Source organism: Flavobacterium cheniae, assembly GCF_004363695.1.
In the GTDB taxonomy this organism is placed as follows: Bacteria; Bacteroidota; Bacteroidia; order Flavobacteriales; family Flavobacteriaceae; genus Flavobacterium; species Flavobacterium cheniae.
Genome location: NZ_SNZC01000001.1, coordinates 233,190 through 248,807, shown reverse-complemented (window position 1 = coordinate 248,807; position 15,618 = coordinate 233,190). Strand labels below are relative to the sequence as shown.

Annotated in this window: 16 protein-coding genes and 1 other RNA gene; 3 read left to right on the top strand and 14 right to left on the bottom strand. The window is 31.3% G+C overall.

The annotated features are described in order from the left end of the window. Positions 1 to 22 precede the first annotated feature (22 nt). The 5 genes from C8D80_RS01185 to C8D80_RS01165 form a co-directional block, all read right to left on the bottom strand. The gene (locus C8D80_RS01185) at positions 23 to 355 is read right to left on the bottom strand and encodes a ribonuclease Z (protein WP_133606520.1); all 333 of its coding nucleotides are present in this window, start codon (positions 353 to 355) and stop codon (positions 23 to 25) included. A gap of 13 nt (positions 356 to 368) precedes the next feature. Next, entirely contained in the window at positions 369 to 782 is a 414-nt protein-coding gene (locus C8D80_RS01180) for a hypothetical protein (protein WP_133606518.1), read from the bottom strand. A 32-nt stretch (positions 783 to 814) separates the two neighbouring features. Next, positions 815 to 1,744: an aspartate carbamoyltransferase catalytic subunit gene (locus C8D80_RS01175; RefSeq protein ID WP_133606516.1), complete on the bottom strand. Its 930-nt coding sequence runs from the start codon at positions 1,742 to 1,744 to the stop codon at positions 815 to 817. A gap of 24 nt (positions 1,745 to 1,768) precedes the next feature. After that, a complete protein-coding gene (gene pyrR, locus C8D80_RS01170; RefSeq protein ID WP_133606514.1) occupies positions 1,769 to 2,308 on the bottom strand; it encodes a bifunctional pyr operon transcriptional regulator/uracil phosphoribosyltransferase PyrR in 540 nt (179 codons plus the stop codon). A gap of 94 nt (positions 2,309 to 2,402) precedes the next feature. After that, positions 2,403 to 4,022 (bottom strand): ABC-F family ATP-binding cassette domain-containing protein, encoded by a 1,620-nt coding sequence (locus tag C8D80_RS01165; RefSeq protein WP_133606512.1) that lies wholly within the window; start codon positions 4,020 to 4,022, stop codon positions 2,403 to 2,405. Positions 4,023 to 4,178: 156 nt separating this feature from the next. Between C8D80_RS01165 and C8D80_RS01160 the strand changes: the two genes are divergently transcribed. After that, entirely contained in the window at positions 4,179 to 5,582 is a 1,404-nt protein-coding gene (locus C8D80_RS01160; protein WP_133606510.1) for a TlpA family protein disulfide reductase, read from the top strand. Positions 5,583 to 5,652: 70 nt separating this feature from the next. Here the strand turns inward: C8D80_RS01160 and fsa are convergent, their stop codons facing one another. The 5 genes from fsa to ffs form a co-directional block, all read right to left on the bottom strand. Beyond that, on the bottom strand, positions 5,653 to 6,309 hold the full coding sequence (gene fsa, locus C8D80_RS01155) for a fructose-6-phosphate aldolase (protein WP_026726663.1): 657 nt from the start codon (positions 6,307 to 6,309) through the stop codon (positions 5,653 to 5,655). 142 nt (positions 6,310 to 6,451) lie between these two features. Further along, entirely contained in the window at positions 6,452 to 6,976 is a 525-nt protein-coding gene (locus C8D80_RS01150) for a GNAT family N-acetyltransferase (RefSeq protein WP_133606508.1), read from the bottom strand. Positions 6,977 to 7,054: 78 nt separating this feature from the next. Continuing rightward, positions 7,055 to 7,858 (bottom strand): SDR family oxidoreductase, encoded by an 804-nt coding sequence (locus C8D80_RS01145; RefSeq protein WP_133606506.1) that lies wholly within the window; start codon positions 7,856 to 7,858, stop codon positions 7,055 to 7,057. Positions 7,859 to 7,895: 37 nt separating this feature from the next. Next, positions 7,896 to 8,894 carry an enolase C-terminal domain-like protein gene (locus tag C8D80_RS01140; RefSeq protein ID WP_133606504.1) on the bottom strand — a complete coding sequence of 333 codons (999 nt, stop codon included), beginning with the start codon at positions 8,892 to 8,894 and terminating at the stop codon, positions 7,896 to 7,898. Between the two features lie 68 nt (positions 8,895 to 8,962). Beyond that, positions 8,963 to 9,060, bottom strand: an RNA gene (gene ffs, locus C8D80_RS01135) — signal recognition particle sRNA small type. An 88-nt stretch (positions 9,061 to 9,148) separates the two neighbouring features. Here ffs and C8D80_RS01130 point away from each other — a divergent pair. Beyond that, complete coding sequence (locus tag C8D80_RS01130) at positions 9,149 to 10,192, top strand: glutaminyl-peptide cyclotransferase (protein WP_133606502.1); 1,044 nt, start codon at positions 9,149 to 9,151, stop codon at positions 10,190 to 10,192. A gap of 51 nt (positions 10,193 to 10,243) precedes the next feature. Here the strand turns inward: C8D80_RS01130 and C8D80_RS01125 are convergent, their stop codons facing one another. The 3 genes from C8D80_RS01125 to C8D80_RS01115 all read right to left on the bottom strand — a co-directional run bounded on the left by C8D80_RS01125 (position 10,244) and on the right by C8D80_RS01115 (position 12,173). Further along, the gene (locus tag C8D80_RS01125; protein WP_133606500.1) at positions 10,244 to 10,714 is read right to left on the bottom strand and encodes a hypothetical protein; all 471 of its coding nucleotides are present in this window, start codon (positions 10,712 to 10,714) and stop codon (positions 10,244 to 10,246) included. A gap of 83 nt (positions 10,715 to 10,797) precedes the next feature. After that, the gene (locus C8D80_RS01120; protein ID WP_133606498.1) at positions 10,798 to 11,187 is read right to left on the bottom strand and encodes a hypothetical protein; all 390 of its coding nucleotides are present in this window, start codon (positions 11,185 to 11,187) and stop codon (positions 10,798 to 10,800) included. Between the two features lie 35 nt (positions 11,188 to 11,222). Beyond that, positions 11,223 to 12,173 carry an NAD(P)H-dependent flavin oxidoreductase gene (locus C8D80_RS01115; protein ID WP_133606496.1) on the bottom strand — a complete coding sequence of 317 codons (951 nt, stop codon included), beginning with the start codon at positions 12,171 to 12,173 and terminating at the stop codon, positions 11,223 to 11,225. 243 nt (positions 12,174 to 12,416) lie between these two features. On the opposite strand from C8D80_RS01115, the gene C8D80_RS01110 reads away from it, so the two are divergent. After that, a complete protein-coding gene (locus tag C8D80_RS01110; protein ID WP_133606493.1) occupies positions 12,417 to 14,897 on the top strand; it encodes a zinc-dependent metalloprotease in 2,481 nt (826 codons plus the stop codon). A 64-nt stretch (positions 14,898 to 14,961) separates the two neighbouring features. Here the strand turns inward: C8D80_RS01110 and C8D80_RS01105 are convergent, their stop codons facing one another. Next, entirely contained in the window at positions 14,962 to 15,582 is a 621-nt protein-coding gene (locus C8D80_RS01105) for a hypothetical protein (RefSeq protein ID WP_133606491.1), read from the bottom strand. Positions 15,583 to 15,618: the final 36 nt, after the last annotated feature.

Genomic DNA, 15,618 nt, shown 5'->3' with positions numbered 1-15,618 from the left:
TTAAATTATCAATTTTTAATTATTAAAATCCTAAATCGCGTTCAATTTCGTCCATTTCAATCATATCGTGGGCTTCTAAAACGGAAGGAACTACGTTTAAAAAATTGGGAACTTTATCAAAATCAACAACATCAGAAACTATAATCATTGATTTTTTTGCTTTTTTATGTGTTTTTGCCAGTTCTTTAAAATGAACTAAATCAGCATTAGCAAGGGTTTTGTTATGCGATACATCCAAAATTAAATTCTGACCTTGAAACACATGATATTCATTGATAATTTTACCCACAAAGGCTTCCACATTATTTTGTGTGTCTTTGATGATGGTGGTATGCCCTTTTTGATCTACTTTCATTTTATTTATATTATTAGTTTCTTAAACTATGTTGTAGAGAATTTTTAATATTATTTCTTGATAAACATAATTTACTAGACTTATTATCTGCTATTTGAATTAAATCTAGAAGTTTTGAATCAAGATTTTTAATCGACTTTAGCTTATTAATCACTCTACTTCTAGCCTTTGATTTCACACAGAAATAAATAGATTCAATAATTTCATCTAAAAAATAAACCTCAATTTTTTGAATCGCATTTTGAATTTTGATAGAATTATTTTCCATTAAATCTGATATTGAAATGTCGAATTCAAACTTTAATTTAGATTCTAATTCATCAATAATTTCAACTTGATTTTTTATCTTTTTACTAAATAAAGAAAATAAATATTCAGTAATATTTTCAAAAAACAACCAAACAACTTTACCTTCCCCAATAGTCATTCAAATATAATTTAATAATTTCAACTAAGATACTAATTCTTAATCTTACTTGCCAATAAATAAATCACTGCCATACGAACCGCTACTCCATTTTCCACCTGATTTAAAATCACCGATTGTTGTGAATCCGCAACATCTGAAGTAATTTCTACGCCTCTGTTGATTGGTCCTGGGTGCATGATTACGATTTCTTTATTTAACGAATCTAATAATTCTTTGGTTACACCGTATTGTTGGGTATATTCTCTTGTAGTTGGGAAATAACTCACATCTAAACGTTCGTTTTGAACACGTAACATATTAGCTACATCTGCCCATTCTAAAGCTTTTCTTAGATTTGGTTCAACAGTTACTCCTAATGACTCAATGTATTTAGGAATCAACGTTTTTGGACCGCAAACTTTCACTTCTGCACCTTGCATTTGTAATGCGAAAATATTCGATAAAGCTACTCTTGAGTGTAAAATATCGCCTACAATTACAATTTTCTTTCCGCCTACATCGCCTAATTTTTCTCTAATCGTAAAACTATCTAATAAGGCTTGTGTTGGGTGTTCGTGTGCTCCATCTCCAGCATTTACAACACTTGCTCCAATATTTTGTGACAAAAAATGAGCTGCTCCAGGACTACTGTGGCGCATGACCACCATATCCACTTTCATAGATAAAATATTATTTACGGTGTCAATCAAAGTTTCTCCTTTTTTAACCGAAGATTGTGCTGCTGAAAAACTAATAACATCAGCTGAAAGTCGTTTTTGTGCTAATTCGAAAGATAATTTGGTTCGTGTGCTGTTTTCGAAGAAAATGTTGGCAATCGTAACATCTCTAAGTGATGGTACTTTTTTGATTGGACGATTGATAACTTCTTTGAAATGGTCAGCCGTTTCGAAAATTAAATCAATATCTTGTTTGGTAATATATTTTATTCCGATTAAATGATTTACTGATAATTCTTTCATTTATATGTAGTTGTGTGTTGTTGTTTATTTAGTTACCAGATATACAGCGTCTTCTCCGTCATTTCCTTCCCATTTTACAATTACTTTTTCATTGTTAATGGCATCCACTTGTCTTCCTCTGTAATCAGGTTGAATGGGTAAATGACGACTGAATCTTCTGTCGATTAAGGTTAAAAGTTCTACTTCTGATGGTCTTCCGAAAGATTGTATCGCAGTTAAAGCCGCATTAATACTTCTTCCAGTATATAAAACGTCATCGATAAAAACCACTTTTTTATCTTCAACTAAGAAATCAATTTGAGTTTTGTTAGCTTCTAATGTCTTTTCACCTCTTCTGAAATCGTCACGAAAGAAGGTAATATCTAAAAACCCTAACTTAATGTCTTGAATTTGATAATCCGATTCTAGAACTTGTTTGATTCTTTCGGCTAAATATTTACCTCTTGGTTGTAATCCTATTAAAACAGTGTTGGAGAAATCTAAATGATTTTCAATTAGTTGACAAGCTAATCGATGCAAGATAATGTGTACTTCTTTTGAAGTGAGCAAAACTTTTTGACTCATAGTGTGTTGTTTGTACAAATTTAGAATTTATATTTCTAATAGCAATCGTATTGTAAAAAAAATCCCGTTACTAAAAATAGCAACGGGATTCATATTAAGAATACATTTTCTTTCTTAATTCTTTGATTTTGTCATCTTCTAAATATTCATCAAATGTCATGTATCTATCGATGGCGCCATTTGGTGTTAATTCTAAGATTCTGTTTCCTACTGTTTGCGCAAATTCGTGGTCATGTGTAGTAAACAATACTGAACCTTTGAAATTATTTAATGAATTATTAAAAGCCGTAATCGATTCTAAGTCCAAGTGATTTGTTGGTTCGTCTAACATTAAAACGTTTGCTCTAATCATCATCATACGAGACAACATACAACGCACTTTTTCTCCTCCTGATAAAACGTTACATTTTTTTAAGGCTTCTTCACCAGAGAAAATCATTTTTCCTAAGAATCCACGAACATAAACTTCATCGCGCTCTTCTTCGGTTTTTACCCATTGACGTAACCAATCTACCAAGTTTAAATCAACTCCATCAAAATATTCATGATTATCTACTGGTAAATACGATTGTGTCGTAGTGATTCCCCAATCAAATGTTCCTGAATCTGGAGTCATTTTATTGTTTAAGATTTCATAAAAAGCAGTTGTTGCTCTAGAATCTTTAGAGAAAACCACAATTTTATCGCCTTTCGCCATGTTTAAATCTACATTTTTAAACAAAGTTTCTCCATCAACTGAAGCTGATAAATCTTGAACGTTTAAAATTTGGTCTCCTGCTTCTCTTTCTACATCGAAAATAATTGCTGGATATCTTCTACTTGAAGGTTTAATCTCGTCTAAATTTAATTTTTCAATCATTTTTTTACGAGAAGTTGCTTGTTTCGATTTTGCCACATTCGCACTAAAACGACGAATAAATTCTTCTAATTCAGCTTTTTTCTCTTCAGCTTTCTTATTCTGTTGTGCTTTTTGACGTGCTGCTAATTGCGAAGATTCGTACCAAAACGTGTAATTTCCAGAATAATGTGTGATTTTTCCGAAATCGATATCTGAAACGTGCGTACAAACCGCATCTAAAAAGTGACGGTCATGCGAAACTACTAAAACCGTATTTTCATAATTTGCTAAGAAATTCTCTAACCAACCAATGGTTTCAAAATCCAAATCGTTGGTAGGCTCATCCATAATCAACACGTCTGGATTTCCAAATAAAGCTTGTGCTAATAACACACGAACTTTAAGCTTTCCGTCCAAATCAGCCATCAAAGTATAATGATGTTCTGCACCAATTTCTAAGTTAGATAGCATGGTAGCAGCATCACTTTCTGCATTCCAACCGTTCATTTCGTCAAACTGCAATTGCAATTCTCCAATTCTGTTGGCGTTTTCATCTGTATAATCAGCATACAAAGCATCCATTTCTGTTTTAATAGCATGCAATACTTTATTTCCCATTAAAACAGTTTCTAAAACTGTATATTCGTCAAATAAGTTGTGATTTTGGTTTAAAACCGACATACGTTTTCCTGGTTCAAGAATTACTCTACCAGACGTTGGTTCCATCTCACCTGCTATGATTTTCATGAAAGTAGATTTCCCAGCACCATTGGCTCCAATGATTCCGTAGCAGTTACCTTGCGTGAAAGTTGTATTTACTTCATCGAATAAAATTCGTTTCCCAAATTGAACCGATAAATTTGAAACTGTTAACATTTTTGTATTTTTTTATAAAACTGTTGCAAAAGTACTAAAAATAGTAGATTTTTGAACACAATAATTTAGAATTAATATAGGTTTATTTTAACTGTACATTAACAACAAAATTTGAATTTTACTGATACATTTGTTCAGAAATCAATAATCAATTGAATGATTAAGAATTACATAAAATATTTTTTGCCGCTGTCTATCGTCCTTTTCTCTACTTTAACTTCTTGTAAAAGAGTATTTAAGGAAGATAATTATGTGGCTTATTTTGGAGGAGAAGTCTTAAATCCTCAAGAGAAATATGTTTTGTTTTTAAAAGATGGCGAAGTGATTGACACTATTTATCTAGATAAAAACAATCGCTTTATGCATAAATTTGATTCGTTAACTCCTGGTTTATACACTTTTAAACACAACCCTGAATATCAATATGTCTATTTTGACAAGAACGATAGTTTAATGGTTCGAGTAAATACTTTTGATTTTGATAATTCAGTTGTTTTTTGTGGACGTGGTGATGAAAAAAACAATTTCTTGATGGAATTATTTTTGAAAAACGAAGCCGATCGTTCTATTATGTATGACAATTTTGATAAAGATGTAAAAAGTTTTATCAAGAACATCGATTCGAGTTTTGCCATTCGTAAGTCATTTTACTTAAAACGAAAAGCTGAAATTGGTTGGGACGAAAATTTTGATTTAGTAGCAAAAGCAAGTTTAGATTTTCATCACATTACCAAAAAAGAGATTTATCCATACGCACACCAATTTAGAACAGGTGAAAATATTAGAACTAGTTTACCAAAAGACTATTACAATCACCGAAAAGAAGTTGATTTCAATAATGCGGTTTTAACTAATTATTCTCCATACATTAAATATGTGAGTGTTATGTTGAACAACGTTGCTTTACAAAGTAACGAGGCAGATTTAAATGAAAATTCGTTAGAAAATAACATAACAAAATTAAATATTACCGATACTTTAATTAAAAATCAAAAAGTAAAAAATGTAGTATTAAATAATGTAGCGATGATGTACTTGTTAGAAGATCAAAACATGTACAACAACCAAAAATTCATTGAACGTTATTTGCAATTAACTACTGACAAAGAAAATAAAAAGGAAATTTCCGAAATTTATAATTCGGTTCAGAATTTAAAAGTGGGTAATCGTTTACCTAAAATTGAATTAGTTGATACTGTATATAAACCTTTAGACATTAATAACGTCATTAAAAAACCAACTGTTTTATTCTTTTGGACGAGTCATGCAGAATCGCATTTTTCAGCTTCTCACAGAAAAGTAACGGAATTACAAGCAAAATATCCAGATTATGAATTTATAGCCATTAATGTGAATGACAACATTGCCAACTGGAAAAACGCTTTAAAAAAATACAATTTTGAAGGCGTAAAAGAACTACACGCTGTAGACTTTGAAACGATAAGAAAACAATGGGTAATTACAAAAATTCATAGAATCATCGTCTTAAATGCAGATGGAACCATTAAAAATGGTTTTGCCAATTTGTTTGATGTGAATTTTGAACAGAATTTGAAATAACAAAAATACAATCATAAAAAAAAAAGCGTTCTAATCAGAACGCTTTTTGTTTTTATCTAGTCTAGGAAAATTATTTATTTCCTTTTTCGTAATCTGCAATGAACTGAGCAATTCCGATATCAGTTAATGGATGTTTTAATAATCCTGTAATTGAAGATAAAGGTCCAGTCATAACATCAGCACCAATTTTAGCACAGTTAATTACGTGCATTGTGTGACGCACAGAAGCTGCTAAAATTTGAGTTTCAAATCCGTAGTTATCATAAATTTGACGAATTTCATCAATTAAATTTAAACCATCTGTTGAAACATCATCTAATCTTCCTAAGAAAGGCGAACAATAAGTTGCTCCCGCTTTTGCAGCTAATAAAGCTTGTCCAGCAGAGAAAATTAAGGTTACATTGGTTTTGATTCCTTTATCAGAGAAATATTTACATGCTTTTACACCTTCTTTAGTCATAGGTAATTTCACTACGATTTGTTCGTGTAAGTCAGCTAACTCCTCACCTTCTCTAATCATACCTTCTAAATCCATTGCATTTACTTCTGCACTTACATCTCCGTCTACAATGTTACAAATGTCTACGTAGTGTTTTAGAATATTGTTTTTTCCTGTAATGCCTTCTTTAGCCATTAACGATGGGTTTGTAGTAACACCATCTAAAATTCCTAATTCTTGTGCTTCTTTAATTTGCTCTAAATTAGCTGTGTCAATAAAAAATTTCATCTTTTTTAAATTTTAAAGTATTGTGTGTTGTTTTGTCCTTCAACAAGCTCAGGATAAATTGTTTTGGCAAAAGTACGAATAAAAAATTCCAAATTCAAGGACAAGGGCAAGTTCAAAAATCAAATTAAAGATTAGGTGAAAATTAATTCTTTAAATTCAATTTCATCATAATATCAATCTGTTCGTCATTTCCTAATTTGAAAATGTGTTTATCAAATTCAACAAAACCATTTTTCTTATAAAAACTAATAGCACGTGGATTTTCTTCCCAAACGCCTAACCAAACATAATTAACGTTTTTTTGTTTCGCAACTTCAATGGCTTTATCGTACAATAATTGTCCTACGCTTTTACCGTGAAATTCTTTGGAAACATAAATTCGTTCGATTTCTAGGGCTTTATTATCTTTTAATTCAGTTTGTGAGTCGCCAAAATTAAGTTTCAAATAACCAATTACTTCCGCATCACGAACAGCAAAATAGAATTCAGCATTTGTATTGGTAAGTTCTGTGGTTAATTTTTCAATTGAGAAGCCTTCATCCAAATATTTTTGCATGTTTTCTTCTGAATTACTTTCCGAAAAAGTTTCAAAAAAAGTTTGTCTTCCTATTTTTTGAAGTTTTTCAATATCTTGTAATTCGGCTTCTATTATGAAAATATTTTGCATGATTATTTTTTAAAAAACAAGATTAATTAGAACTGAAACAAGTTTGACTTCACTCATCACCTTTAACTCAACATTAATCTACAACTTATAATGATTCATCAACATTCTCTCGTAAACCGTATCAGGCAAAATACGTTTTAAAACAATAGAAAACTTTTGCATGAAAGCACCTACTTTATAATGTACTTTTGGTTTATCAGTTTGAATAATAGCAAAAATAGCTTCTGCCATTTCGTTTGGATTACTTCCGCTATCCACGTGCGAATCCATTTCTTTTAAGGTGTTTCCGTAAGGAACTTCATAAGCCGAACCTATCACAACTGGTGCATGATATCGACCTGCTGCAATGTTTGTCGCAAAATCTCCTGGAGCAACATTCGTGATTTGGATTCCAAAGGATTTTACTTCCATTCGTAAAGCTTCAGTAATTAATTCAAGAGCGCCTTTTGAAGCGGAATAAATGCCACGATAAGGCAATCCCATATAACCTGCAATCGATGTTATATTAATAATCAAACCCGATTTTTGAACACGCATTTGAGGTAAAACTGCTTTCATCACTTCGATTGGACCAAATAAATTCGTCTCGAAATTATTTCGTATTTCTTCGGTTGGGATTTCTTCAATTGGACCTGTAATTCCAACTCCAGCATTATTAATTACAATATCCAATCGTCCTGATTTCTGGATAACTTCGGCTACACATTTCACAATGCTTTGCTTGTCGCGAACATCCAAAGCTACTAATGGAAATATCGAATTCGTGATTTTTTCAGGATTTCGACTTGTACCATATACCAAAAAACCTTTCTGGTGCAAAAACTCGCCAATTGATTTTCCAATTCCTGATGAACCACCTGTAATTAATACTACTTTACTCATTTTAATGTGAATTATAGTGCGAAAATACGGCTTTATATTATTTCAAGGAAATTCCTAACCCAACTTTCTCTGAAAGCAATACTTTTCCCTTTTCGATAGTACTTCCAAAAGCGATGTCATTCGCAATTAAATTCGCGCCATCTAAATCTACATAATCCACTAACGGAACTAAAACAGAACCAGCTGAAATTCCTACAGTTGATTCGGTCATGCAACCAATCATAATTTTAAAATCGTTTACTCGCGCTTCTTTAATTAGTTCCAAAGCTGGAGTTAATCCGCCTGTTTTGACTAATTTGATATTAATGGTTTTATAGTGTGATTTTAAATCGGAAAGTTTTGTTTGTTCTTGGCAATCTTCATCAGCCATCCAATTCGCAAATTTAGATGCATTCAAATGGGAATAATTTGAAATTCCGATTTTCATAGGTTGCTCAATATAAGTAAATTGAGCTGATGCAGGATTTTCTTCCAATTGCTGACATTCGGAAATAGAAAAACTTCCGTTCGCATCTAAAGCGATTTCTTTTTTACAATTCAGTAATAAATCCAACGCTTTCTCATCGTAATGATTCCATTTTACTTTGAATTTATTCCAATCGGATTTTGCGATTTTTTGTAACTGTTCTTCAATTGAAGCAACACTTATCGTAATGGAAGATTCGGGTAATTGCTTTACTTCTATCGAATTTAATTCGAAGAAACTCATATTTTCTAACTTTCCAAATAAATCCCAATACGCACAATCTAAAGCCGAACGCAGAAAAGAATGCAATTGTAAAGTTTCTAAAAACGCATAAAATTCGGAAGGATGATTTATGGATTGTTTTTCAATTTGAGTTTGAATTTCGGCTAACTTCTTAGTGAAATCGGATAAAATAATTCCGTAGTAATCAATTGCTGTGCATTCGCCATAGCCTGTTTTTCCGTTCTTGGAAAGCGAAACAATTAAAGCTTCTCTGAACGAGTAACTTCCATAACTAATTGAAAACGTTTCTTTTAGTTGTAAGCGAACTATTTGCCAAGTGATTTGCATAGGAATTAGAATTGGTGTAAAAATAAAAAATCCCGAACAATCGGGACAGCAATTCAAAAGAAATAAAAAATGGCAAGCGACCTACATCGCACCGCTACAACCACATACCTTTGCTGTGTTCCCACCCTGGAGGAGTCTGCAGGAGCTGGTCGTGTAGGACTTGCCGGTGCAAATATACAACCTTTTTATATTTTTGCAAGGCAATTGTGAGTATAAAAAATCATTGTATATTTACCTTATTAAATATTTCAACCATGTTAAAAGTTAAGCTATTCGCTTTCATTGTTTTAGGTGTAATTTCTACTTCGTGTAAAGATGATGAAAATGCATTAAAAAATTTATTTTCGATTGAAAATCCTACGATAAAACCTATTCTTAAGCTTGAAGAAAGCATCGATTTGGTTCTTCAAAACAAAGAAAACAAGACAATAGATTCTGTTGTTTACTACATTAACGAAGTTAAAATTGGTTCGGTAAAAGGAAATGAAAAATTGCCTTTTGCATTGAGCAATCAGAAATTGGGAAACCAAACTATTAAAGCTTTAGTTTATTTCGAAGGACAAAATATTGATATTACTACAGGATTTTCAATTTATGCAAGTACTGAACCAAAGATTTTGAACTATAAAATTATAAACACTTATCCGCACGATATCAATGCGTACACACAAGGTTTTGAATTCTATAATGGTGTTTTATTAGAAGGAACGGGACAATACAAAGAATCATCTTTAAGAAAAATCGATTATAAAACAGGAAAAGTAACCGAACAAATTAAGTTAGAAGACAAGTATTTTGGTGAAGGAATTACGGTTTTAAAAGACAAAATCTATCAATTGACTTGGAAAGAAAAAACAGGTTTTGTGTATGATGCAAAAACTTTTAAATTAGAAAAAACATTTCCTTACGAAATGGAAGGATGGGGAATTACGAATGATGGTGAAAAACTTTACATGAGTGATGGTTCTGAAAAAATCTACATTTTAAATCCAGAAACTTTAAAAGTTGAAGATTATATTAACGTTTACACCAATGGCGCTAAGATTGAAGCCGTTAATGAATTGGAATGGGTTAACGGAAAAATATGGGCAAATGTGTATCAAAAAGATGCTATTGCTATTATAAATCCTAAGAATGGTTCTATCGAGGCTATTATTAATCTAAGTGAATTAAAAACAAAAGTTACAAAACATGTAGAAATAGATGTTTTAAATGGAATCGCTTACAACCCTGCAACAAAAACGTATTTTGTAACGGGTAAAAATTGGGATAAAACTTTTGAGATTAAAGTTGAGTAAGTTTACTAGAAATTCATAAAAAAAAGCCTCATTCCTGAGGCTTTTTTAATTTTAGATTTTACTAATAATAATATCTAACCATTTTTTAGCTATTCTAAATTCTTCACCAATAATGAAATTCTTAGCATCAGCATGAAAGAAAACTAAATGTATCTCTTTGTGATTGCTCAACGTTAAATGCAAAGCTAATTTATTAATTTCATGGTTGTTTTTTGGAACGTTTCCGTGTTTATCAAATTGAACCAAAAAACATTTTTTTACCTCTTTTAAATCAACAACTTCATTAACTTGAGCATCTTCTCCTTTTCTAAAAAAAGCCAACATATTGCCTTTTAATCCAATTCCCGAATTGTTTGCCCAAAAATCAGTATCTGAAAACTTCGTGTTTTTGTCAGATGATAATTCGTTTAAGGTGTTTAATAATTGATTTTTTCTTTTTCTAACATTGTTATTAATGATGAAAATAGGAATAATGATTAACGAAAAAAATACGATTCCGATTATAGTGTTGGTAATATCCATTTTGAATTTATTTTAAATTAGGTGTATAATATAATTTCCCAAGTATATTACTTACAAGGGATTAACGAAACTTAAAATAAATTTTACCAAAAATAATGAAACGGAAAAATAATCCTTGAAGTGTTTAAAAACAGATTTAAAAGGTTCTTTTTAACAAAGAAAACTTCAAAACTATTTTTATTAAATATTTCTAATTGAACAAAAGAAGTTGGTAATAAAAACGAAGGAATTTGTTTTCTAACAATTTCACTTGAACCTGAATAATTTTGGTTGGTTTTTAATGAAATCGACTCTTTCTGAATTCCTTCCTGATTAAAATCGATTTTTCCTTGATTAAAATGTAAGGAAATTTCTTTTGTAGATTCCTTTTTTATTGGTTGAGAAACAGCCAAAGTATCATTACTATGCAACAACAAGTAACCGAATATAAAAACGGTTAATGTGGTTATAATATAATGAACAACTCTTTTCAATTGAAATATTTTTGTAAATGTAATTAATAAATTAACTACTTAACCAATTTCGCTACAATTTCGGAAACAGGTAAAATAGCTTTTGTGTCCTCAATACTTGGTCCAGCTACCCAAACCGTTTTGTAGGTTACTTGCGTTGCTGCTTTTTCAGTAGCTTTCATTCCAATATAAAAACGAATCATTTTGACCCATTTTTTTAAAGTTTTACTTTTATTTAGAAGAGTTTCAAGCCAAGTTTGTTTAGTTCCTACTTTTTGAACATATGGTGTATTGATTACTGTACAAGGTGTTCCAGAAATTCGTTCGGTCATCACAATGTCTTTCGCACCATAATCGACACAGGCTTGTTTGTATTCGTTAGAAACTCCAGATTCTACTGAAGCTATAAACGGACTTCCCACAGAAACACCAACGGCTCCATAGCTTAGCATTTTATCTAAATCAGCCTTACTTCCTACTCCACCTGCAGAAATTACAGGTAAAGAAGTATTTTTATTTAGTGATTTTATAAGTTCTTCTGGACTAATATTTCCTCTGTGTCCGCCAGCTTGGTTGTTTACCGCTACTAATGCATCAGCACCTAAACTTTCTACTTTTTTAGCGAAAGACAAATCGGTAACGTCACAAAAGACTTTGATTCCAACTTTATGTGCTTCATTGATGGTTTCTTCTGGCGAACCTAACGAAGTTAGAATAAAATCAACTTTTTCCTCACATAAAATACGTAATTGTTCTTTGTATTTTACATTAGATTTGTTGACAATCAAATTAAATCCAAAACTTCCTCCGGGAACTTTCGCGGCTTTTAATTCATGAATTGCCGATTTTAACTCCTCTAAAGTTCTGTAATTCAATGCTGGAATACAACCTGCAACACCACTTTTCATTCCTTCAATAACCATTTTAGTATTCGATACCAAAAACATAGGAGCCATAATTACAGGATGCGTAATTTGTAAAAGCGAAGTCAACGATTGTTTTTCCATAATCTTAAATTTAGATTCAAATATAAGAAAAATAAAATATTATGCATGCATATAAAAATTATTATTTTACGGTTTTAAGATAAAAATGTGATAACAAATGTTAAAATTCTTAATAAAAACTTAATACGAAAAGAGAAATGACAAGATTCAGATAAATTTGGGAAATAATTAATCAAAATAAAGATGATCAAAAAACTAACCCTTCTTAGTTGTCTTATTACATTTTCTTTTTCAACGGAACTAATGGCTCAGAAAAAGAAAAAAGACAAAAAAAAACCAACAACAGAAGCCGTTGCATCCGATGCTAAAAAGCCAGATGCTAAAAAAGAACCTAAACCCTATAAAAAAGTAATTGATTCAACAGCTGTAACTCAAGATGGACTTATAGATGTTCACAAAGTAGGTGAAAAATATCTTTTTGAAATTTCAGATTCATTAATCGGAAAAGAAATTATGACCATTACTAGATATTCTAAAACTCCAGCTGGAGGTGGAATATTTGGTGGTGAAGAAATCAATCGTCAAGTAGTTCGTTTTGAAAAAGGTCAAAACAATACCATTCTTCTTCGTTCGATTACGTATGTAATTATGACTCCAGATGAAGATAAACCAATTACTAAATCGGTTAAAAATTCAAGCGCAGACCCAATTATTGGAATCTATGACATTTTAGCTTACAAAAAAGACAAATCAGGTAAAGAAAACATTGCAAGTGTTATTGATATGACTCCAGCTTTTGATTCTGATTTACAAACATTTTCGTTAAACTCAATTAATAAACAAATGTTAAGTATTCAAGCTTTTCAGAAAGACAAATCTTTCATTCAATTTATAAAGAGTTTTCCAATTAATACCGAAATTAGAACAACAAAAACATTTACTACTGTTGCTCCTCAAATATCAAGAACTCCAACACCAAAAATTGGAGTAGATTTACCTGCAGGATTAGATGCTGGAGTAGTTACTATGGAATTGAATACATCTTTTATTTTACTTCCAGATAACCCTATGCGTAAACGTTCTTTTGATAAAAGAGTTGGTTATTTTGCAAACGGATACGATGTATTTGAAGAAGATTCTCAAAAAGCAGATACTGATATTTTTGCAGTTAGATGGCGTTTAGAACCAAAAAATGCTGAAGATGCTGAAAAACAAAAACGTGGTGAACTTATTGAACCAAAAAAACCAATTGTTTATTACTTAGACCCAGCAACTCCAGACAAATGGAAACCTTTCATTAAACAAGGAATTGATGATTGGCAAGAAGCTTTTGAATTTGCTGGTTGGAAAAATGCAATTCGTGGCGAATATTGGCCAGAAAATGACCCAACAATGAGTTTAGAAGATGCTCGTTTTTCAGTATTACGCTATTTTGCTGCTGAAATTCAAAATGCTTACGGACCAAACGTTCATGATCCAAGAACAGGTGAAATTATGGAAAGTCATATTGGATGGTACCACAATATCATGAGTTTATTACGTGATTGGTATTTGATTCAAACTGCTGCGGTTGATCCACAAGCTAGAAACAAAAAGTTTGATGATAAGTTAATGGGCGAATTGATTCGTTTTGTGGCAGCTCATGAAGTTGGTCATACACTTGGTCTTCGTCACAACATGGGAGCAAGTTTTGCTACTCCGGTTGAAATGTTAAGAAATCCAGAGTTTCAAAAGAAAAACGGACATACGTCATCAATTATGGATTATGCTCGTTTTAATTATGTGGCGCAACCAGAAGACGGTGTTACTGACTTATTCCCAAGAATTGGAGATTATGATAAATGGGCTATCAAATGGGGTTATTCGTATTTCAAAGATGCTAAAGATGAAGATGCTGAAAAAGCATTATTGAACGAAATGACAAAAGAAGCATACAAAAATCGTCGTTTATGGTTTGGTACCGAAACGAATCCGTATGACCCAAGATACCAAACAGAAGATTTGGGTGATAATGCTATGAAAGCTTCAGATTATGGGATTAAAAACTTAAAAAGAATTTTACCTAATTTAATCGAATGGAGTAAAGAAAACGGTGAAGATTATGATGAATTAAACGGATTATATAATTCTTTAACAGGACAATATAGACGTTATATGGGACATGTTACGAAAAATGTTGGTGGTATTTATGAAACTCCAAAAACATATGACATGGAAGGAAACAAATACGAAGTGGTTCCTTCAGCTATTCAAAATGAAGCAGTTGCTTTCTTGAACAATCAATTATTTAAAACTCCAATGTGGTTATTAGATCAAAATGTTTTATCTAAAATTAGACCTGAAAACGGAGTTGAAGCCATCAAATCAATCCAAGACGGAACTTTATCAAGTTTATTAGCTGGCGATAGATTGGTTCGTTTATTAGAAACTTCATCTCAAAATAAAGCAAATTACTCAGTAGACGAATTAATGAGCGATTTAAGAAGAGGTATTTTCTCAGAAATTAAAACTAACGCACCTATTGATATTTACAGAAGAAACTTGCAAAAGTTGTTTGTTTCTAAATTAATAGAAACAATGTCAAGCGAAAAAACAAACGTAGCTACTTTCGGTGGACGCAGAATTGTTTTAGCCGACACTGATATTCCTTCTATTGCTCGTGGTCAATTAAATGAATTGAAAAATCAGTTAAGAGCTGCAGCTGCGGTTTCTACTGATCGTTTAACGAAATTTCACCTAAACGATTTAGTTGCAAGAATTGAAAACGCAATGAAACCTAAATAATCAATTGTATTGAAACAAAAAGGGATGACTTAATTGTCATCCCTTTTTTTATATTATAAAATAATTACTTTTTCTTTTTCCCTCCAGAAGTTTTTGGAGCTCCTTTAATTTCATATTTACTAGATGCCGTATTGTAAACATAAGTACTATTTTGAGTTTTAGTTTTCAAAACAAAACTTCCATCAGCGTTTAAAATAAATTCGAAACCTTCACTTCTATTTTTTTCAACATCGTGTGAAGCTGTCTTATTTGCATCAAGAAAAATAGTTTCTTTAATATGTGATTTTTTGTGAAGATTGCCCAATAAAAGTGTTTTGTTTTCAGTATCCCAAAGTTGGTCTTCTGTAATATCAGACGTTTCCTTTTTAAGTTTTGTATCCGTTTTAACTTGTTCTTTCCAATTTACATGATAAAACTTTTTACCTTGAGTTGTAAAGCTCTTAACAACAAAAACCGTAGGTTTAAAATCGGTTTTATCTATTTTTTTAACTTCTAATGTATCTATTTTATCTCCACTTTTCACAAAAAGAACTATTCGCTTTCCTGACTTTTCAGAAATGATTTCAGCAGATATGTTATCAACTTTAGTTAAAATAACATTTTTTGTAGCTGGTTTTCCTTTGCCTTTTTGAGCAAAACCAACAGTTGATACCAATAAAACAAGAAGTAAAAATAGTTTTTTCATAATAGTAGGTTGTTAAATTAAGTTCCTAATATACAA